Annotated in this window: 15 protein-coding genes; 8 read left to right on the forward strand and 7 right to left on the reverse strand. The window is 69.1% G+C overall.

Going from position 1 to position 19,062, the window contains the following annotated elements; all coding sequences use genetic code 11:
• Positions 1-203: 203 nt before the first annotated feature.
• Together BMZ38_RS02225 and BMZ38_RS02230 are read right to left on the reverse strand one after the other, a co-directional pair.
• Complete coding sequence (locus tag BMZ38_RS02225; RefSeq protein WP_091333580.1) at positions 204-1,268, reverse strand: hypothetical protein; 1,065 nt, start codon at positions 1,266-1,268, stop codon at positions 204-206.
• Between the two features lie 60 nt (positions 1,269-1,328).
• Positions 1,329-2,303 carry a transporter gene (locus BMZ38_RS02230; RefSeq protein WP_217638709.1) on the reverse strand — a complete coding sequence of 325 codons (975 nt, stop codon included), beginning with the start codon at positions 2,301-2,303 and terminating at the stop codon, positions 1,329-1,331.
• A gap of 107 nt (positions 2,304-2,410) precedes the next feature.
• Here BMZ38_RS02230 and pdxR point away from each other — a divergent pair, with 107 nt between their 5' ends.
• Positions 2,411-3,889, forward strand: coding sequence for a MocR-like pyridoxine biosynthesis transcription factor PdxR (gene pdxR, locus BMZ38_RS02235; protein WP_091333585.1), 1,479 nt, complete (start codon positions 2,411-2,413; stop codon positions 3,887-3,889).
• 32 nt (positions 3,890-3,921) lie between these two features.
• Here pdxR and BMZ38_RS02240 read toward each other — a convergent pair whose 3' ends face one another.
• The 3 genes from BMZ38_RS02240 to BMZ38_RS02250 form a co-directional block, all read right to left on the reverse strand.
• Positions 3,922-4,269, reverse strand: a complete 348-nt coding sequence (locus tag BMZ38_RS02240) for an EF-hand domain-containing protein (protein WP_091333589.1) — start codon at positions 4,267-4,269, stop codon at positions 3,922-3,924.
• Positions 4,270-4,391: 122 nt separating this feature from the next.
• On the reverse strand, positions 4,392-5,315 hold the full coding sequence (locus tag BMZ38_RS02245) for an alpha/beta fold hydrolase (RefSeq protein ID WP_091333593.1): 924 nt from the start codon (positions 5,313-5,315) through the stop codon (positions 4,392-4,394).
• An 11-nt stretch (positions 5,316-5,326) separates the two neighbouring features.
• On the reverse strand, positions 5,327-5,929 hold the full coding sequence (locus BMZ38_RS02250; RefSeq protein WP_091333596.1) for a TetR/AcrR family transcriptional regulator: 603 nt from the start codon (positions 5,927-5,929) through the stop codon (positions 5,327-5,329).
• 166 nt (positions 5,930-6,095) lie between these two features.
• Here BMZ38_RS02250 and BMZ38_RS02255 point away from each other — a divergent pair, with 166 nt between their 5' ends.
• The 4 genes from BMZ38_RS02255 to BMZ38_RS02270 all read left to right on the forward strand — a co-directional run bounded on the left by BMZ38_RS02255 (position 6,096) and on the right by BMZ38_RS02270 (position 10,186).
• Positions 6,096-6,893 (forward strand): M48 family metallopeptidase, encoded by a 798-nt coding sequence (locus BMZ38_RS02255; protein WP_091333598.1) that lies wholly within the window; start codon positions 6,096-6,098, stop codon positions 6,891-6,893.
• A gap of 120 nt (positions 6,894-7,013) precedes the next feature.
• Positions 7,014-7,343, forward strand: coding sequence for a YXWGXW repeat-containing protein (locus BMZ38_RS02260; protein ID WP_091333601.1), 330 nt, complete (start codon positions 7,014-7,016; stop codon positions 7,341-7,343).
• Between the two features lie 228 nt (positions 7,344-7,571).
• On the forward strand, positions 7,572-8,675 hold the full coding sequence (locus tag BMZ38_RS02265) for a Glu/Leu/Phe/Val dehydrogenase dimerization domain-containing protein (RefSeq protein WP_091333603.1): 1,104 nt from the start codon (positions 7,572-7,574) through the stop codon (positions 8,673-8,675).
• Between the two features lie 353 nt (positions 8,676-9,028).
• Positions 9,029-10,186, forward strand: a complete 1,158-nt coding sequence (locus BMZ38_RS02270) for an isovaleryl-CoA dehydrogenase (protein ID WP_091333606.1) — start codon at positions 9,029-9,031, stop codon at positions 10,184-10,186.
• Between the two features lie 131 nt (positions 10,187-10,317).
• On the opposite strand, the gene BMZ38_RS02275 is transcribed toward BMZ38_RS02270, so the two are convergent.
• Positions 10,318-13,143 (reverse strand): autotransporter serine protease, encoded by a 2,826-nt coding sequence (locus BMZ38_RS02275; protein WP_091334332.1) that lies wholly within the window; start codon positions 13,141-13,143, stop codon positions 10,318-10,320.
• Between the two features lie 270 nt (positions 13,144-13,413).
• On the opposite strand from BMZ38_RS02275, the gene BMZ38_RS02280 reads away from it, so the two are divergent.
• From BMZ38_RS02280 to BMZ38_RS02290, 3 genes are all read left to right on the forward strand, one after another.
• The gene (locus BMZ38_RS02280; RefSeq protein ID WP_091333608.1) at positions 13,414-14,592 is read left to right on the forward strand and encodes a thiolase family protein; all 1,179 of its coding nucleotides are present in this window, start codon (positions 13,414-13,416) and stop codon (positions 14,590-14,592) included.
• Positions 14,593-14,817: 225 nt separating this feature from the next.
• Positions 14,818-15,234: a hypothetical protein gene (locus tag BMZ38_RS02285; protein ID WP_091333610.1), complete on the forward strand. Its 417-nt coding sequence runs from the start codon at positions 14,818-14,820 to the stop codon at positions 15,232-15,234.
• Between the two features lie 244 nt (positions 15,235-15,478).
• Positions 15,479-17,086, forward strand: a complete 1,608-nt coding sequence (locus BMZ38_RS02290; RefSeq protein ID WP_091333612.1) for a carboxyl transferase domain-containing protein — start codon at positions 15,479-15,481, stop codon at positions 17,084-17,086.
• Between the two features lie 97 nt (positions 17,087-17,183).
• Here BMZ38_RS02290 and BMZ38_RS02295 read toward each other — a convergent pair whose 3' ends face one another.
• Positions 17,184-19,046 carry a beta-galactosidase gene (locus BMZ38_RS02295; protein ID WP_091333615.1) on the reverse strand — a complete coding sequence of 621 codons (1,863 nt, stop codon included), beginning with the start codon at positions 19,044-19,046 and terminating at the stop codon, positions 17,184-17,186.
• Between the last annotated feature and the right edge of the window lie 16 nt (positions 19,047-19,062).

Here is a 19,062-nt window from a genome sequence, read left to right on the forward strand (position 1 = left end):
ACGCGCGGTGCTCTAGCAGCGGATGGCCCAGGCCGCAGGCAGGCGTAGTTCGGGTGGGGCTTCGCGTGACTCGATCCCTTGTTACACGCTTCGAGCGGGTTTGCCCGCAAGCCTTGGCCCCACACCCCGGCCCTCACCCCGGAGGGAGAGGGACCGAAGCTGCGCGCCGGGACGCGGATCGCGCCTGGGTGGCCGCGGTCGGGTCAGCCGCCCCGGCTGTCGGTGGAGGTCCAGGTGGACACCCAGGTCTTGCCTCCGTCGGTCGAGATGGCCCAGTGCTGTCGGCAGGTCTTGGCGGTGATGTCCGACCAGACGTTGCGGGTCAGCACGGTCTTGCCGTCGACCTCGTCCATGCCGACGAAGGTGCCCACACCGTCCTTGAATCCGCCTGCCAGCGGCGCGGCGAGCGTGCCGGAGGTGCTGTTGGCGAGGTAGACCCGCCACTGCCGCGTCTTGCGATCGTAGAGGCGCAGCGCCAGGTCCTCGACATGATGGCCGTCGGGCCCCTCGACTTCGAGCTGGCCGATATTGGCCCAGTCGTCCCACACGCGATAAACCTCGTGGGTTCCGGCCAGGCGGCTCGTCGCGCCGGGGGCGGACAGCGGATGCAGCACCGCCTGGATGCGGGTCGACCAGCGGCCCATGTTGAAGTCGAAGTCGTGCTCCGGTCCGGTGCCCGGCGTGTGGTGCGTGTCGTAGTCGGGGGCTTTCTTCAGCCGGGTGAGCTGCGCGACGAAGTTGGTGACCCAGGTCTTGCCGCCGTCGAACGACGAGGCGATCTCGTAGTGGTAGGCGTTGGGCGTGATGTTCGACCAGATGTCGCGCTCGAGGACTTTCTTGCCGCCGGATTCGGTCCAGCCGTGGAACACGCCGCGGCCGTTCCTGAACTCGCCGTAGGTTGGCGCCTGCATGGTGCCTTCGTCGCTGCCGGCGAACTGCTCGCTCCACTGCCCGGACGTGGGGTTGTAGAGAAACAGCGTCAGGCCCTGGAAGTGGCCGCCGGGGCCGGCCGCTTCGATCTTTTCCAGGTTAGCCTTGCCGTTCCACAGGGGCTGGTCGATCACCGTGCCGGTGAATCGGGTCCACGCGCCGACGCCCGAGGGCGTGACGTCGCGGCTCTTGATCTGGGTCTTCCACGTGCCGAAGTGGAAATCGAAGGCGTGCTGCTGATCCTCGCCCCTGGCCGTGCCCGCGATCGATGCGGACTGCCATCCGATCGTCGCCGCGAGCACGAGCAGGCACGCCCGGAAGTTCGTCTTTGCATGCATGGTGGTCACCTTGTTGGTTGGAGTACCTGCCGGCGCGAGGCCGGTCCTGCCCGGCCCGCGTCAGTGCACGTAGTTGATGGCGATCGCCGGCGTGACCGAGCGGGTGACGTTGTGCCCGCCGGGAATCACGCGCACGCCCAGCAGCACGCCCACGTTGGCGTTGAAGTTGTATTCCACCGCCGGTGCGAAGCCGAACGCCTCGCTGCGGCCGGAGCTCGCGCGCACGGGTGTCGCCGGCAGGCCGAGCGGGTCGTCGTAGCCGGCCACGTGGGTGGCATCGCTGCGGCTGTAGGTGAGGTCCAGCGCCAGCACCCAGCGGCGGGTGAGGCTGTATTCGACCGAGGTGCCCAGGTAGAACGCGTCGCCCGGCATGGCCCGGCCGTGGAACTGCGGGCCGGTGCCGTAGCTGCTCACGCCGTCGACGTCGGCGTGTCGGGCGAAGGTCCAGGTGGCGTTGAGGCGTGCGCGCAGGATGCGGCCGTTGGGCATCCAGAAGTAGGTCTGCGCATTGAGCGCCAGCGTGGTCGCCCAGGCGCCGCCGCCCATGCCGTCGGCCGAGCGCGCCAGGCGCTTGTAGCGGCCGGTCGGCACGGTTTCCTGCAGCATGAGGGCGATCGTGGGGAACCAGCTGCCTTCGTGGAACCGCGTGAGGCGATATTGCGCCTGCAGGATCTGGTCGCCCGCGCCGATGCCGGAGCTGTTCGGGCCGTGGTGCAGGCCGTTGTAGCCGATGATCGGGATGGCGCCGACGGTGAGGTCGTCGGTCAGGCCGTAGAGCACGTAGGCACGCGAGCCGAAGCCGTCGTTGCCGCGGGTCTGCACGTCGTAGACGTAGGGCTCGATCAGCACGTGGCCGCGCGGCAGGGTCTCGGCGGAGTTGGCGAGCATCGGGCCGGTCCACCAGGCGTCGTCGCGGGACTGGCGGGAGGTGTCTGCGTCCTGTGCGAACGCGGTGGCAGCCAGCAGCCAGGCGAGGATGCCGCCGAGCAGCCGCAAGCCGCCCCGCCATGCCGTCGATTGCCGTTCGATACCCACGCCCCTGCCTCCACCCTGTGTCGTGACGATGCGCACGATAGGCGGTGCAGTGGCTCGCGCGAATAGCCACTTCGGTATGATCCGGCATGACCACTTGGGAGTCGCGCATGAAACGGGTATCCGCCAGCCTGCTGCCGCCGATCGCGCTCGATCCGCAGGGCGTCGCGCCGATCTATCGGCAATTGTCGGACTGGTTCCGGCGGGCGATCGTCGACGGGCAGCTGCAACCGGGCCAGCGCGTGCCCTCGACGCGGGCGCTGGCCGGCGAGCTGAAGGTCTCGCGCCTGCCGGTGCTCAGCGCCTACGAGCAGTTGCATGCGGAGGGTTACCTCGAAACGTTCACTGGCGCCGGTACCTGCGTGGCGGGAGCGATCCCGCTGGGTGCACCGGATAAGCCGCGGCGGCGGCGCGGCAGCGCTTCGTCGGCACTAACGGCCTCGCCCATGCGTCGTGTCGCCACGCGCGCCATGGCGATGGCGGGCCCCGAGCAGACCTGGCTCGACAGCCAGGGCGCGTTCCGCGTCGGGCTGCCGGCGCTGGATGCGTTTCCGCACGAGGCATGGGCGCGCCTGCTCAGCCGGCACGCGCGGCACGTCGATACCGAGTCGCTGGTCTACGGCGATCCGCTGGGCTACCTGCCGCTGCGCGAGGCGATCGCCGACTACCTGCGCACGGTGCGCGCGGTGCGCGCCGATGCCTCGCAGGTGATGATCACCACCGGTGCGCAGCACGGCGTGCAGGTGTGCACGCACGTGCTGCTCGACGCCGGCGACACCGCGTGGGTGGAAGAGCCGGGCTATCCTGGCGCGCACCAGGCGCTGGCGGCGGTCGACGCGAAGGTCGTGCTGGTCCCGGTCGACGAGGACGGGCTGGACGTGGCCGAGGGCATCCGCCGGGGGCCGGACGCGCGCATGGTCTACCTCACCCCGTCGCACCAGTTCCCGCTCGGCGTGACCATGAGCGCGTCGCGGCGCATGCAGTTATTGCAATGGGCTGCGCGCGAGGGGCGCTGGATCGTCGAGGACGACTACGACAGCGAGTACCGCTTCGGCGGCAAGCCGGTGCCCTCGTTGCAGGGGCTGGATGCGGACGGGCGGGTGATCTACGTGGGCACCTTCAGCAAGGTGATGTTCCCGGCCCTGCGGCTGGGCTGGCTGGTGGTGCCCAAAGACCTGGTGCCGGCGTTCCGTATGGCGCGCGATGCGCTGGATACCTGTTCGCCGATGCTGCCGCAGCGGGCGATGACCGACTTCATCCGTGAGGGGCATTTCGCGCGGCACATCCGGCGCATGCGGGCGCTGTACGCGGCGCGGCGCGCGGCGTTGCTGGGGGCGATCGAGCGGCACCTGCCCGGACGACTGCAGGTCGTCGGCGCGGAGGCGGGCATGCAATTGGCCGCGCTGCTGCCCCGCGGCATGGACGACATTGCGCTGTCGCGCGCGGCGGCGCGGGCGGGGGTGTCGATACGTCCCCTGTCGCAGTGCTGGCGTGGCCCGGGCGCTCGCCACGGACTGATCCTGGGCTATGGCGGGGTCGATGCGCACGCGATCGAGGAAGGCATTCGCCGGCTGGCGCAATGCATGTAGCAGCCGCCGGCGAATGCCCGAGGGCGGTGAGCTCAGCCGCCCGGATGGTGCGGCGGCGGCGCATTTCCGCTACCACCGGCATGGCCGCTGCCGTGCAGCGCGGCCTGGGCGGCGGCGAACTCGTTGGCGTCGAGCATGCCGTCGTGGTTGGTGTCGTAGGTGGTCAGGCGGGTGCGCAGCAGCGTCATGTCCGACGGAATCTCCGAACGAGTGAGGTGTCCGTCGTGGTTCTTGTCCAGGCTCTGGAACGACGCGCTGGTGTCGCTGCTGGCGCTGCCCGCAGCGGCCTCCTGGGCCGAGGCGGTACCCGCCGTGGCCATGGCCAACAGGGCGAACGCTAGCGCGCTGCCTCCCATGGCCAGGAAACGCCGTGTCTTCATGAGTCTTCTCCTTAGCGGCAGTCGATCGGATGCGCGCCCCCGGACACGCTTCATCGACACTGCGCCGGGAGGGGTGAAGTACGGCTAAAGACCGCGTGGCGGACGCCACGACGCGAACTGTCTCAAGCCAGGCCGTAGGGAAGGTTGGCCGAGGCGACGACGCGCTCGCCGACCGTCTGGCCGCGGGCAAAAGCGAGCACGGCCTCGATGACTTCCGGCGCATCCAGCACGCGATGGTGGCCCAGGCCCTGCGTGGTGAGCAGGCGCGCACCGGGCCAGTGGCGGGCGTAGCGCTCACCCTCGTCCCACGGCACGTCGGCGTCGTCCAGGTCGTGCACGATCAGGCCAGGTTGGCCGAGCGCGGTGACGTGGCGGTGCATCTGCAGTTCGTCCACGGTGATGCCGGTGCGCTTGACCAGCCAGGCGTAGAACGGGCGGCGCAGGTGCTCGCCCAGGCGCACGAAGCGGAAGTAGCGGGTGGCGGCGGCATGCATGTCGGCAGCCGGCGCGATCAGCACCAGCTTGCGCGCGCGCCAGGCTTCGCCCTGGGCCAGCGCGACGGCGGCGCCGCCGAGCGAGTGGGCGATCGCCAGCTCGGCCTCGCCGTAGTGGCGGCCCACGGCGCGCACGGTGTCGGCGAACTCCGGCAGCGTGCAGTAGTGCCCGCTGCTCAGGCCGTGGCCGGGCTGGTCGAAGCTGACCACCGCATAGCCCAGCGCGCGCAGGCGCCCGACCCACGGCAGGAAGCGCAGGCCGAAGCTGGACCAGCCGTGCACCAGCAGCACGTAGGGCTGCGTGGCCGGATCGCCCCAGACATAGGTGGCGATGGACTGGCTGTGGATCGACAGCGTCTGGCGACGCATGGCCGCATCGGGCGCGGCGGCGCGCGCGCGGGCCCGGCTGCTGGCGAACGGCGTGGCGAACAACCTGGCCGCGCGGTCGGCGGTACGGCGCGGCGCCAGCCGGCTCCCGAGGACGAAGCTGGTGCGTACGGTGGCGAGCTTGAAGCGGGCTGCCAGGCCGGGGCGGCGCATCACGGTGGACATGGTCGGTTCCTCTACGGTTGCCAGCTGCGCCACAGGCGCTCCAGGGCGGCGTGCGTGCGGCGGTTGGCCTGCTCGATGCCGAACAGTCCGGCGTCGTGGTGCAGGCCGAGCATCAGTGCGTAGATCTCGAAGGCGAGCTGCGCGGCGTCGGTGTCGGCGCGCAGGTGTCCCGCGGCGACGGCCTGGCCGATCGCCTTTTCCAGCTCGCCGCGCCAGCCGCCCTGCTGCGCCACCACGGCATCGTGCAGCGGACCCTCGCGGCCGTCGTACTCGCTGGCGGCGGTCAGCAGCACGCAGCCGCGCTGGTGCATGCGGCCCCACTCGCACCACTGCGCCACGATGGCGCGCAGGCGCGGCAAGCCGCGCGGGGCGGACAGCGCCGGCACCAGCACGCTGGCCATGAAGCGGCGCGCGGCGGCGTCCAGCACGGCCAGTTGCAGGTCTTCGCGCGAGCCGAAGTGGGCGAACACGCCGCTCTTGGACATGCCCACGTCAGTGGCCAGCGAGCCGATCGACAGGCCTTCCAGCCCGCCGGTGCGGGCCAGTTCGTAGGCGTGGTCGAGGATCAGCTCGCGGGTGGCGGGGCCCTTGGCGGAAGCGGTGGCGGTGGTCATGCGCCACAAAATAGCACGACCGTTCGTTCTTTTACATCCTTGCGGGCCAGACTCGTCCGCGACCGCCATGCACCCGCTCGCGCACAGGTGCGCCCTACAGGACGTTCATCCGCTCTCGCCGGGAGCCGCGGCTATGCTTGGACGCTGCCTACGCAAAGGAGCCGCCATGAACCCCCGCATGCTGATCGCCCCCGCCCTGGCCGCGCTGCTCGCCGGCTGCGCCACCTCCCCCACCGGACGCTCGCAACTGATGATGGTGTCCGATGCGCAGATGAGCCAGATGGGCCTGGCTTCCTTCAACGACATGCGCAAGCAGGGCAAGTTTGCGAACGCGCCGAAGGAGCGCGCCTATGCCACCTGTGTCGCCCAGGCGCTGGTCGCGGTGCTGCCGCCGCCGTGGAACACGCAGCAGTGGGAGGTGCAGATCATCGACGACAAGACCGCCAACGCCTTCGCCCTGCCTGGCGGGCGCATCGGCGTGAACCAGGGCATGTTCAAGGTGGCGACCAACCAGGACCAGCTCGCCGTGGTGCTGGGCCACGAGCTTTCGCACGTGGTCGCACGGCATGGCGCCGAGCGCGTGTCGGACAACATGGCCGCGCAGGCGGCGGTGGCCGCCGGATCGATCTACGCCGGCACGCGCGGCAGCGACGCGGGCAACGTGGCGGCGCTGCTCGGTGCCGGCGCGACGGTGGGCATCCTGCTGCCGTTCTCGCGCACGCAGGAATCGGAGGCCGACACGCTGGGCCAGCGCTACATGGCCAAGGCCGGTTTCGACCCACGCGCGGCGGTGACGCTGTGGGACAAGATGGAGAAGCAGGGCAGCGGCGGCACGCCGCCGTTCCTGTCCACCCATCCGGCGCCGAACAAGCGCGCGCAGGTGCTGGGCCAGCAGGCGCAGCAGCTGTTGCCGGTGTACCAGCAGGCGCGGGCCAGCGGGCATTCGCCCAACTGCAGGCTGTAACGCTGGCTGATGCGCTCGCCTGCTCGCGGCTGAATGCGGGCGGGGGGCGCGTCAACACCCGGCGGGCCTCGTCGTTTTCCGGTCTGCACGCCGCCGCCCGCGGCGCCACCGGAGAGATCGATGACTGCCATCACCCGTCCTCTTGCCCTGCTGGCCGGCTTCGGCCTGGCGCTGGGCGCCGTCGCCTATGCCCCGGCCTCGCAGGCCGGCCACGTCTCGGTCGGCGTGGTCGTCGGCGTGCCGCCCCCGCCGGTGCGCGTGGTCCACGTACGGCCGCGGCCCGGCTACGTGTGGGCGCCGGGCTACTGGCGCTGGAGCGCGCGCGGCCATCGCCACGTGTGGGTCGACGGCTACTGGGTGCGCGCCCGTCCGGGCTACCACTACCGCCCGGCGCGCTGGGTGCACGAGGGCCGCGACTGGCGTTTCCACCGCGGTTACTGGGCACGCTGAAACCGCCCGCCGGCGCCCCGCGCGTCCGGCTTGCTGCGCCGCAGAAACGGCCGTCACGCCGACGTATTAAACTAGCGGACTAAATTCACCGCCCCGGCCCCAAGCCGGGGCTTTGACTTTCAAGCGTTTTCTGTCGCTTTCGACGGTCCGCACCGATCGGCCCGCCGCCTTTTTTCTGCGGGATGCCATCCCCGTGGCATCCGCCAAACTCGTGGAGTCATCGTTCCAATGATCTTTGAAACCATCGCCAAGACGGGTCACGAAGAAGTCGTCTTCTGCCACAACCAGGACGCCGGCCTGAAGGCCATCATCGCGATCCACAACACGGTGCTGGGCCCGGCGCTCGGCGGCCTGCGCATGTGGCCGTACAAGACCGAGCAGGACGCGGTCAACGACGTGCTGCGCCTGTCGCGCGGCATGACCTACAAGAACGCCGTGGCCGGCCTGAACCTGGGCGGCGGCAAGGCGGTGATCATCGGCGATCCGTCCAAGGACAAGTCCGAGGCGCTGTTCCGCGCGTTCGGGCGCTTCGTCAATTCGCTCGGCGGCCGCTACATCACCGCCGAGGACGTCGGCATCGACGTCAACGACATGGAATACGTGTTCCGCGAGACCGAGTACGTGACCGGCGTGCACCAGGTGCATGGCGGCTCGGGCGACCCCTCGCCGTTCACCGCCTTCGGCACGCTGCAGGGCCTGATGGCCGCGCTGAACTTCAAGCACGGCAACGAGGACGTGGGCAAGTACAGCTATGCCGTGCAGGGCGCCGGCCACGTGGGCAGCGAGTTCATCAAGCTGCTGCGCGAACAGGGCGCCAAGGTGTTCGTCACCGACATCAACAAGGACGCGGTGCAGCGCTGCGTCGACGAGCTGGGTTGCGAGGCGGTGGGCCTGGACGAGATCTACGACGTCGACGCCGACGTCTACTCGCCGTGCGCGCTGGGCGGCACGGTCAACGAGCAGACCATCGACCGCATCAAGGCCAAGATCATCTGCGGCGCGGCCAACAACCAGCTGGCCACCGACGCGATCGGCGACGAGCTGAACAAGCGTGGCGTGCTGTACGCGCCGGACTACGCGGTCAACGCCGGTGGCGTGATGAACGTCTCGCTCGAGATCGACGGCTACAACCGCGAGCGCGCGATGCGCATGATGCGCACGATCTACTACAACCTGGGCCGCATCTTCGAGATCTCCAAGACCGAGAACGTGCCGACCTACAAGGCGGCCGACCGGCTGGCCGAGGAGCGCATCGAGTCCATCGGCAAGATCAAGCTGCCGCACATGGGCAATGGCGGTACGCGCTTCCAGGGGCGCATGCGCGGGCAGTAAGCGACCCGTTGCCGGTTTGGAAAAAGCCGCCCTCGGGCGGCTTTTTTGCTTGAGTCCCTCTGCCCTCGGGGGCGGGGTTGGGGAGAGGGTCCGGTATCGCCGTGCATTCCGCTTCGCCCGAACCCTCACCCGCCTTGCGGCCCGCCTCTTCCGGAGCGAGAGGGATCCAGGTGCGGGTTGAGGAGGACGCTTCGACTTCGCCCCGGCGGACTGCGCTCAGCATGAACGGTTTACCAAAGGCAGCTCGAGGCCGTTCGTCCTGGGCGTAGCCCGCGGGGCGGCGTCGAAGGGCCGCACAGCCCCGACACATCCCTGCGCTAAAATCGCCTCCTCGACCCCAAGGAATTCCACGGATGCGCCCGTTCCCGCTCGGAGAAGACATCGACCTGCTGCGCGAAAGCGTCCACGCGTTCGCGGAGAAGGAGATCGCCCCGCGCGCCGACCGCATCGACCGTGAGAACCATTTCCCGGAAGACCTGTGGCTGAAGTTCGGCGAGATGGGCCTGCTCGGCATGACCATTCCCACCGAGTACGGCGGCACCGGCATGGGCTTTCTGGCGCACATGGTGGCGATGGAGGAGATCTCCCGCGCCTCCGGTTCGGTCGGCCTCTCCTACGGCGCGCATTCGAACCTGTGCGTGCAGAACATCTTCCACAACGGCAACGAGGAACAACGCCGCAAGTACATCCCCAAGCTGTGCTCGGGCGAGTATGTGGGCGCGCTGGCGATGAGCGAGCCGGGTGCCGGTTCCGACGTGGTCGGCTCGATGAGCTGCAAGGCCGAGCAGCAGGGCGACGTGTGGGTCGCCAACGGCTCGAAGATGTGGATCACCAACGGCCCGGACGCCGACGTGCTGCTGGTCTACATGCGCACGGCCCCGCGTGCGGCCGGCAGCCGCTGCATGACCGCCTTCATCGTCGAGAAGGGCATGGCCGGCTTCTCCACCGCGCAGAAGCTCGACAAGCTCGGCATGCGCGGCTCCAACACCTGCGAGCTGGTGTTCGACAATTGCGAGATCCCGGCGCAGAACATCGTCGGCGAGGTCAACGAAGGCGTGCGCGTGCTGATGAGCGGCCTGGACACCGAGCGCCTGGTACTCTCCGGCGGCCCGCTCGGCCTGATGCAGGCGGCGCTGGACCTGACCCTGCCCTACGTGCGCGAGCGCAAGCAGTTCAACGCGCCGATCGGCACGTTCGGGATGATGCAGGCGAAGGTCGCGGACATGTACACCGCGCTGCAGTCCTCGCGCGGCTTCGCCTACATGGTGGCGCAGCAGTTCGATGGCGGCATCAAGTCGCGCATCGATCCGGCCGCCTGCCTGCTCAATGCCTCCACCAACGCGGTGAAGGTGACGCTGGAGGCGATCCAGGCGCTGGGTGGCAACGGCTACATCAACGAGTTCCCGGCCGGGCGGCTTTTGCGCGATGCCAAGCTTTACGAGATCGGTGCCGGCACCAACGAGATCCGGCGCATGCTGATCGGGCGCGAGCTGTTCCACGGCAAGGCTTGAAAAAGGCCCGCATGGCGGGCCTTTTGGCTGCGAGTGCTTCGGCTTCGCCCACGCTCAGCACGAACGGGTATGGAACCCGTGCACCCTGAGCGCGGACGCGCAGCGCCGAAGTCGAAGGGCAGCCACACTCCTCAGAACGCCAGCCGGTACGCCAACGTGGCCATGCTGCCCTGCTCGCGCTGGGCGAACCGGTGGTCGAGGCCGAACGACAGCCCCGCCCGCGGCGTCATCGCCCAATCCAGCGTCACGCCCGCCACGCCGCCATAGCGCGACAGGCCGATGCCGCCCAGCGGCGCCCACTGGTCGATGCCGGTGAAGCTGGCCTCGAAGACGTCGCCACTCATGGCGAAGGCGCGTTGCCAGGCCAGATGCGCCTGCAGGTCCAGGCTGCCGCCGTTGGCGAAGTTCCACTCGCGCGTCGCGCGCAGGCCCAGGCCGGCCTGCCAGCGCTGGATCGTGCGCGCGTTGGCCTTCAAGCCGAAGCCCCAGGCGCCCGGCTCGTTGAAGCCGCTGCTGTCGATGCGCGCGTACTGCAGGCTGGCGTAGGGGGTGAGGGTCAACCGCCCCAGCGTGGCGCGGTAGCCGCTCTCGCCATAGGCGACGTCGTAGCGGCCGTGGCTGTCGCTCGCCACCCCGGCCAGGGCCGGGCCCAGTTCCAGGTTGCGGCGCATCGTCTCGCGGTAGTTGCCGGTGCCCACGCGGCCCATCAGATACGCATTGCCGCGCACCAGGCCGCCGTAGAGCATGGCCTCGAGCGCGTGGCTGTGGCCCTGGTCGGCGCTTTCGGCCAGGCGGCCCAGGCCCTGCGACTGGCTGAGCGCGAAGCCGGCCACGCCGTTGTTGCCCAGGCGCATGTCCTGCCCGACCAGCGTGCCGTAGAGGTCGACGCCGACGTTGGAGTAGCCGTTGCGGGCCATGCCGCCGTGATAACCCAGGTCCTGCACCCAGCCACCGGTGCCGCTGCTGTCGAGCAGGCGGTCGAAGCGTGCGGACAACGCACGCGTGCCCGCGTCGATCGCCTCGAAGGTCATCGCCGCGCTGGCCGCGTGCAGCTGGCCGGAGAGGCTTTCCAGCGACTGGCTGGCGCTCGACAGCGTCGCCGCCTGCTGTAACTGCGCCGCGCCCGCGACGAAGCCGCCGACCGCCGTGGCCGAAGTTGCACCTCGCTGTCCGAGCTGCTGGTCGAGCTGGGTGAACGCGCCTTCCACGCGCTGTGCGGCGTTGTAGCTCGAGGCGCTGTAGCTCATGCCCTGGATCGCGGTTACGTCGGCGCGGGTGACGTCCAGCCACGCGCTGGTGGCGTCGTAACCGGGAGTGGCGGTGAGCATCACGTTGGAGGCGGCGTCGATCGCGCTGAACGTGCCGGTCAGTCCGCCGGCCGCGGTGAGCACTCCGGTATGCAGGCTCACCACGTAGTCCGAGCGCTTGCCGGTGACGTAGAGATCCCCGCCGGCCAGCGTGGCCGTCCCATCGACGCGCAACTCCGATCCGAGCACCAGCGCCAGGCGGCCTGCGCCCTGCTGGCTGTAGTTGCCGGCCACGTGCACGTCGTCGTTGCCCACGGTGAGCACGCCGGCATTGGTCACGTCGCCGCCGATGGCGGCCACCGGGCCGAGCGTGCCGGCCGCACCGATCTGCACCGCGCCAGCGAGCGACTGCGCATTGAGAATGCCGCCCTCGATCTGCGTCAGCCCGGTGTAACTGGAAACCTGGGTCAGGTTGAGCGTGCCGGTGCCCTGCTTGATCAGGCCGCCCGCGCCGGAGATCGGATTGTTCCAGTCCGATTCGCCGGTGAAGTCGACGGTGACATCGCCCCAGTCGAATTTCGCCGGACCGTTGACCGCCTTGCCGACGTTCAGCATGCCGTAGCCGAAGACCGCATCCGGCCCGGGCGCGCCGAGATCGTCGGCCGTGCCCAGCAACGTCTGGCGCACCAGGTCGTTGGTGAAATAGGGATAGGCCTGCCACACGAGCGCCGCGGCGCCCGATACCTGGGGCGCGGCGAAAGAAGTGCCAGTGACGATCCAGTAGTCCTTGCTCGGATCGCTTGTCGGATAGTCCTTGTCGGTAACGATCACGTCACCGGGTGCCGTCAGGCAATAGTCCATCGCCTTGCCGCAGGCATTGGAATAGGTGGCCAGCTTGGTCTTGCCGGCGGCCGCGCTGATGCTGTCGGCCGCCACCGCGACCAGCCAGCCGCGTTCCAGCTCCGGCGCCACGCTGGGTAGCGCGGCGATGTCGCTGGGGTCGGCCTTGCTGTCGTTGCCGGCGGCGAACACCACCAGGCCGTCGTGGTTGATGACGAAGTCGTCGTAGGCCTGCCCGAAGGCATGGTTGATGGTCGCGTTGCTGGTGTCCCAGTAGATGCCGCCCCAGGAATTGTTCTGGATGCGCACGCCGTCCTTGATCAGCCCCGGATTGAGGTACTGGCCGAAGAAATCCGCGTCCGATGCGCCCACCACATTGCCCTGGCCGCTGCCGTCGTCGGTCGGCTCCTTGTCGGAAATGATGCGTGCCGAGACCAGGTCGGCACCCGGCGCGATGCCGCCCGGGAACTGGCCCACCGGCGTGCCGGCGGCGATCTGCGAGACCCAGGTACCGTGGCCGACCACGTCGTCGATGCTGGTGTTGTTCACCGTCGAATCGACATAGATCTGCTCGTCGAGCACCCGCCCGGCCAGGCTCGGATGATTGCGCATCACGCCACTGTCGACGATGCCGATGGTGACGCCCTTGCCGGTGTAGCCCTGGCTGTGCGCGGCGTAGGTGTTGGTCAGCCTCAACTGCGCATCGATCGGCGGCTGGGGGGTGGGTGTACTCGGCGAGCTCGGTGTGATCGGCGGCGGCGCGGGCGGCGCAGGCCGGACATTCCCGCCACCCCCGCCGCAGGCGCTCAGCCCCAGCGCCACGACGATTCCCAGCGCCAACTCGCGACGGCGCATCAAGTCTTTCTTCATGTCCACTCCCCCGAACAGCATCGCACCCGTTCCTTGCGGACCCACGCGACGCCGCGCAGCCATGCCCGCAACCGCGGCCAGTTTCCCACAACCAAGCGCGCGCAAAGCGTGCACGGCTGGGCGGCGCAGCGGGCATCCAGCCCTCCTCCGCCCCTTCTGCTCTAACCGGCGACCCGCACGACGCGGTTTGCCGCACTGCGGCATGGGCTGCGATAATGGGCAATCGTCCACGGCGCGCAGGGCGCGCCCCAAGCCTCGCGGAGAATCCCCATGTCCGACGTCGTCATCGCCGGCGCCAAGCGCACTGCCATCGGCTCCTTCCTCGGCCAGTTCACCGGCGTGCCCACCCCCACGCTCGGTGCGACCGCGATCCGCGCGGCGCTGGAGCAGTCCGGCGTGGCGCCTGCCGACGTCAGCGAGGTGATCATGGGCTGCGTGCTGACCGCCAACCTCGGCCAGGCGCCGGCACGCCAGGCCTCGCTCGGTGCCGGCCTGCCGAGCGCCGTCGGCTGCACCACCATCAACAAGGTGTGCGGTTCGGGCATGAAGGCGATCATGCTGGGGCACGACCTGATCAAGGCCGGCTCGGCTGCGGTGGTGGTGGCCGGCGGCATGGAGTCGATGACCAACGCCCCGCACATGGTCAACGCGCGCACCGGCATCCGCTACGGCGACGGCCAGCTGGTCGACCACATGGCCTACGACGGCCTGACCAACCCGTACGACGGCAAGGCGATGGGCGTGTTCGGCGAACAGTGCGCCGACAAGTACCAGTTCAGCCGCGAGGAGCAGGACGCGTTCGCGGTCGAGTCGGTCAAGCGCGCGCAGGCAGCGCAGACTTCCGGCGCATTCGCGGACGAGATCGTCCCGGTGACTGTTAAGGGCCGCAAGGGCGACGTCGTGGTCGACACCGACGAGCAGCCCGGCCGCTCGGACATCGCCAAGATCCCGACCCTGAAGCCTGCTTTCCGCAAGGAGAACGGCACCATCACGGCCGCCAGCTCGTCGAGCATCTCCGATGGCGCAGCCGCGGTGGTGCTGCTTTCGGCCGACGATGCCCAGGCGCGCGGCATCAAGCCGCTGGCGCGCGTCGTGGCGCACGCTACCAACTCGCAGGAGCCGGAGTGGTTCACCACCGCGCCGGTCGGTGCGATCCAGAAGGTGCTGGACAAGGCCGGCTGGAAGGTGGAGGACGTGGACCTGTTCGAAATCAACGAGGCGTTCGCCGTGGTCGCCATGGCACCGATGCGCGAGCTCGGCGTGCCGCATGAGAAGCTCAACGTCAACGGTGGCGCCTGCGCACTCGGCCACCCGATCGGCGCCAGCGGCGCACGCCTGGTGGTCACCCTGCTCAACGCCCTGAAGACCCGTGGCGGCAAGCGCGGCGTGGCTGCGCTGTGCATCGGCGGCGGCGAAGCGACGGCGATTGCCGTGGAGCGGCTGGATTGAGTCCATGGGTGGCCGCGGCCGGCCGGACATCGGCAGGCTGACGCCACCCGCGAATCTGGCAACGGAGGCCAGCCCGTCACTTTCTGTCCACGAAGCGAATGAAAGCCTGTTAACCGGCTTTTTAATACGTACTGAAGGGCACTCGTTTAAACATATGGCGCGTGTACCCCGAAAGCGCTATTAATACGCGGCCAAAACGGCATTCCACGGCAAAGGAGATCCACCATGAAGTTGACGCGTACCCTACTCGCCTCCGCGCTCGTCGCGCTGCTGGCGGCTTGCAGCAACGGCGCGCAGGATTCCGCGCAGGACGCCCAGAAGTCCGCTGACCAGGCCCAGCAGTCCGCTGACCAGGCCCAGCAGGCTGCTGCCCAGACCCAGAGCCCCGCCGCCGACCAGGCTGCCAAGCAGGCCACCACCGAAGCCAACGCCGCCGGCCAGGCCGCTGACCAGGCCCAGCAGGCCGCCACCGCTGCCTCGGCTGCCGCCCCGGCCAACAACGACATGTCCAAGAACGCCATGTCGCAGGCCAAGGACGCCGCCAACAACGCCGCCGACCAGGCCGACAAGGCTGCCGACGCTGCGAAGGACGCTGCTGGCAATGCCAAGGATGCTGCCGACGACAAGAACAAGGGTCACTGATCCTCGTTTCGTCCGTTCGAAAAAAAACCGGCCGCTTGCGGCCGGTTTTTTTATGTCCGGCGAAAACGCCCTGCACACCGGAAACCATACATGCCCGATGCCGCGCTATTGGCAGCCACATCGTCGCCGGGACGGTTGCTGCCGAAATACAACCTTGCACGCGATCGCCGGTTATCATCCTTCGTTTCGCTGGCGCGACCGCATCCGCGCTTGCCGGACGAAGCAGACTTGTGAGCCCCGCCGCATGAGCATGATCACCTCGCAGATCGACCCCCGTTCGCCCGATTTCCAGACCTCCAGCACCGCGCTGCGCGCGCTGGTCGACGACCTGAGGACGCAGCTGGCGCGCAACGCCGAAGGTGGCGGCGCCAGGGCCCGCGACAAGCACACCGCGCGCGGCAAGCTGTTGCCGCGAGAGCGCGTCCGCGCGCTGCTCGATCCCGGCTCGCCCTTCCTGGAGCTCTCGCCGCTGGCCGCACACGGCATGTACGAGGATGCCGCGCCCGCGGCCGGCATCATCACCGGCATCGGCCGCGTCCATGGCATCGAGGTGGTGGTGGTCGCCAACGATGCGACGGTCAAGGGCGGTACCTATTTCCCGATGACCGTGAAGAAGCACCTGCGCGCGCAGGAAGTGGCGCTGGAGAACCGGCTGCCCTGCATCTACCTGGTCGACTCCGGTGGCGCCTTCCTGCCGTTGCAGGACGAGGTATTCCCGGACAAGGAGCATTTCGGCCGGATTTTCTACAACCAGGCGCGCATGAGCGCGCTGAACATCCCGCAGATCGCGGTGGTGATGGGCAGCTGTACCGCCGGCGGCGCCTACGTGCCGGCGATGAGCGACGAGACCATCATCGTGCGCGAACAGGGCACGATCTTCCTGGGCGGCCCACCGCTGGTAAAGGCGGCCACGGGCGAGGTCGTGGATGCCGAGACGCTGGGCGGCGCGGACGTCCATACCTCCATCTCGGGCGTGGCCGACCATTTCGCGGAGAACGACACGCACGCGCTCGCCATTGCCCGCGACGTGGTGGCGAGCCTGAACCGCAAAAAGACGATGCCACTGGCGCTGCAGGCCCCGGTCGAACCGAAGTATCCGGCCGAGGAGCTCTACGGCGTGATCCCGCAGGACACCCGCCGGCCGTTCGACATCCGCGAGGTGATCGCGCGCATCGTCGACGGGTCGGAATTCCACGAGTTCAAGGCGCGCTACGGCAAGACGCTGGTCACCGGCTTCGCCCACATCCACGGCTATCCGGTGGGCATCGTCGCCAACAACGGCATCCTGTTCGCCGAGAGCGCGCTCAAGGGCGCGCACTTCATCGAGCTGTGCAACCAGCGCAACGTGCCGCTGGTGTTCCTGCAGAACATCACCGGCTTCATGGTCGGCAAGAAGTACGAGCAGGCGGGCATCGCCAAGGACGGGGCCAAGATGGTCACCGCCGTGGCCTGCTCGCACGTGCCCAAGTTCACCGTGGTGATCGGCGGCAGCTTCGGCGCCGGCAACTACGCCATGTGCGGGCGTGCCTATGGCGCGCGCTTCCTGTGGATGTGGCCGAACGCGCGCATCAGCGTGATGGGCGGCGAGCAGGCCGCCAGCGTGCTGGCCACGGTCAAGCGCGATGGCCTGGAAGCGACCGGCAAGACCTGGAGCGCGGAGGACGAGGACGCCTTCAAGACACCGATCCGTGAGCAGTACGAGCGCCAGGGCCATCCCTATTACGCCAGCGCGCGGCTGTGGGACGACGGCATCATCGATCCGGCCGACACGCGGCGCGTGCTGGGGCTGGCGATCTCCGCGTCGATGAACGCACCGATCGAGCCGCAGCGCTACGGCGTGTTCCGCATGTAGCTCCACTCGACTGCGCAGCGGTTCGACTTCGCCCTGCCGACTACGCTCAGCGCGAACGGTGACGAGGTTTCCGACAAGGGTTGTCCCGGCCGGAAGCTCAGCCCTGCAGCCGCTCGGCGCCGTGGATGGCTGCAGCCTGCGTGCGATGCAGGTCGAGCACCAGCAGCTCGTTGTCGCCCTCGCGCAACCAGCAGCCCGGGCAGAACAGGCGCTGCTGCGGACCGACGTGCCAGTAGCGGCCGAGCAGCCGGCCGTTGACCCACAGGTAACCCTTGCCCCACTCGCGCATGTCCAGGTAGGTGTCGCCCACGCGGCCCAGCCTCGCCCGGGCACGGAAGAAGCGGCCTGGCCGCGCGGTCGACGCCGTGGCCGTGCGCACGCGCGCCAGGTGGGCCTCGTCCAGCGGCAGGCCGTGGACCTGCCAGCCGCGCAGCGGGCGGTCGTCGAGCCAGGCTTCGCCGAGCAGACCCTTGCGGTCCTGCATGAAAGCGCCATAGCCGACGTGGCCGAAGGTGTCGACGAGCACGTCGAGCGTCGCCCTGGCCGTCGTGGGGGGCAACGCGATGTGACCATCGCTGTGCAGGCCGGCGTGGCGCAACCGCGACACGTGTTCCAGGTAACGTCCATCGAGGAACACGGTCGCGTAGTCGTTCACCCCTTCCAGCCGCAGGCGCCCGCCGTGCGGGACCCCGATGTGCGTGCGGTACAGGGCCAGTCCGTGCACCTGGCCAAGCAAGCTCTCCATCGACTGCGGCCTTTCGGTGGCGACCGGCGCAGGCAAGGCATCCCATAGCGATGCGATCGGTTCGGGCGTCAGGTCCGCAAAGCGCATGCCCGCCGGTGCGGCCGGCAGTGCCGGCGGTCGACGGCCGAGCGCCGCACCGATCGCGCTGCGGAAATGATGGTAATCGGCGGTCGGCGCGCCCCGTTCGTCGATCGGCGCGCCGTAGTCGTAGCTGGTGATCACCGGCTGGAAGTCGCTGCCGTCGCCCTTCGCGTTGGCGCCGGCGCCGAAGCCGAAATTGGTGCCGCCATGCACCACGTACAGGTTGAACGAGCGTCCGTCGGCGAGCAGGCGCTGCAGCGTCGACAGGTAGTCGCCGCGCTGGAAGTCCGGCTCGCCCCAGTGCGTGAGCCAGCCCGGATAGCCTTCGCCGACCCAGACCGGCGCCTCGCCCGCGATGGCCTGCCCCCCGGCGAAATCGGTATCGCCGTCGAGACCCAAGGCGGCGCCTTCCAGGTAGGTGTGCGCCTCGCGGATCTGGCCCAGCCCATCGGAGACCGAAAACGGCCCTTCGATGCCTCGCTCGATCCACATGCGACGAAAGGTTTCGAGGTACTCGCGGTCCTTGCCGAACGAGGCGTACTCGTTCTCCACCTGCACCATCAGGATGGGACCGCCGTTGGCTGCCATCAGCGGCGCCATCCGCGGTGCGACGGCGTCCAGGTAGCGCGCGACCGCATCCATGTAGCGGCGATCGTGGCGATCGCGCACGCGGATGTCCGGTTCGCGCAACAGCCAGGGCGGCAGGCCGCCGAAGTCCCATTCGGCGCAGACGTAGGGCCCCGGGCGCAGGTACACCCACATGCCCTCTTCCGCACACAGCCCGATGAAGCGGGCGATGTCGTTGCGCCCGTGGAAATCGAACCGGCCGGGCGCGCGCTCCAGCGCGTTCCACATCAGGTAGAGGGCGATCGTGTTCAGGCCCATCGCCTTGGCCATGCGGATGCGGTGGCGCCAGTACGCGGCCGGAATGCGCACTGGATGCAGCTCGCCGCTGCGGACCTGGAAGGGTCGACCGTCCAGCAGGAATTGGCCCCGGCCCAGCGTGAAGCGGTGCGGCCGGCCATCCGGAACGGGCGTCGCCGATGCCACGGCGGGCATGCATTCCAGGCGCCGTGTGGAAGCGGCGACCAGGGGCGCCAGGACGCTCAGGCGCAGGAAGGTTCGTCGTTGCATAGGATTACCATGCACA

It is taken from the genome of Frateuria terrea (genome assembly GCF_900115705.1).
GTDB lineage: Bacteria > Pseudomonadota > Gammaproteobacteria > Xanthomonadales > Rhodanobacteraceae > Frateuria_A > Frateuria_A terrea.

Excerpts from the sequence above, each read along its gene's own strand:
- BMZ38_RS02260 (WP_091333601.1), top strand. The coding sequence starts at position 7,014 with ATGACTGCCATCACCCGTCCTCTTGCCCTGCTGGCCGGCTTCGGCCTG.
- BMZ38_RS02265 (WP_091333603.1), top strand. The coding sequence starts at position 7,572 with ATGATCTTTGAAACCATCGCCAAGACGGGTCACGAAGAAGTCGTCTTC.
- BMZ38_RS02245 (WP_091333593.1), bottom strand. The coding sequence starts at position 5,315 with ATGTCCACCGTGATGCGCCGCCCCGGCCTGGCAGCCCGCTTCAAGCTC.
- BMZ38_RS02290 (WP_091333612.1), top strand. The coding sequence starts at position 15,479 with ATGAGCATGATCACCTCGCAGATCGACCCCCGTTCGCCCGATTTCCAG.
- BMZ38_RS02275 (WP_091334332.1), bottom strand. The coding sequence starts at position 13,143 with ATGAAGAAAGACTTGATGCGCCGTCGCGAGTTGGCGCTGGGAATCGTC.
- BMZ38_RS02295 (WP_091333615.1), bottom strand. The coding sequence starts at position 19,046 with ATGCAACGACGAACCTTCCTGCGCCTGAGCGTCCTGGCGCCCCTGGTC.
- BMZ38_RS02270 (WP_091333606.1), top strand. The coding sequence starts at position 9,029 with ATGCGCCCGTTCCCGCTCGGAGAAGACATCGACCTGCTGCGCGAAAGC.
- BMZ38_RS02225 (WP_091333580.1), bottom strand. The coding sequence starts at position 1,268 with ATGCATGCAAAGACGAACTTCCGGGCGTGCCTGCTCGTGCTCGCGGCG.
- BMZ38_RS02240 (WP_091333589.1), bottom strand. The coding sequence starts at position 4,269 with ATGAAGACACGGCGTTTCCTGGCCATGGGAGGCAGCGCGCTAGCGTTC.
- pdxR (WP_091333585.1), top strand. The coding sequence starts at position 2,411 with ATGAAACGGGTATCCGCCAGCCTGCTGCCGCCGATCGCGCTCGATCCG.
- BMZ38_RS02285 (WP_091333610.1), top strand. The coding sequence starts at position 14,818 with ATGAAGTTGACGCGTACCCTACTCGCCTCCGCGCTCGTCGCGCTGCTG.
- BMZ38_RS02280 (WP_091333608.1), top strand. The coding sequence starts at position 13,414 with ATGTCCGACGTCGTCATCGCCGGCGCCAAGCGCACTGCCATCGGCTCC.
- BMZ38_RS02250 (WP_091333596.1), bottom strand. The coding sequence starts at position 5,929 with ATGACCACCGCCACCGCTTCCGCCAAGGGCCCCGCCACCCGCGAGCTG.
- BMZ38_RS02255 (WP_091333598.1), top strand. The coding sequence starts at position 6,096 with ATGAACCCCCGCATGCTGATCGCCCCCGCCCTGGCCGCGCTGCTCGCC.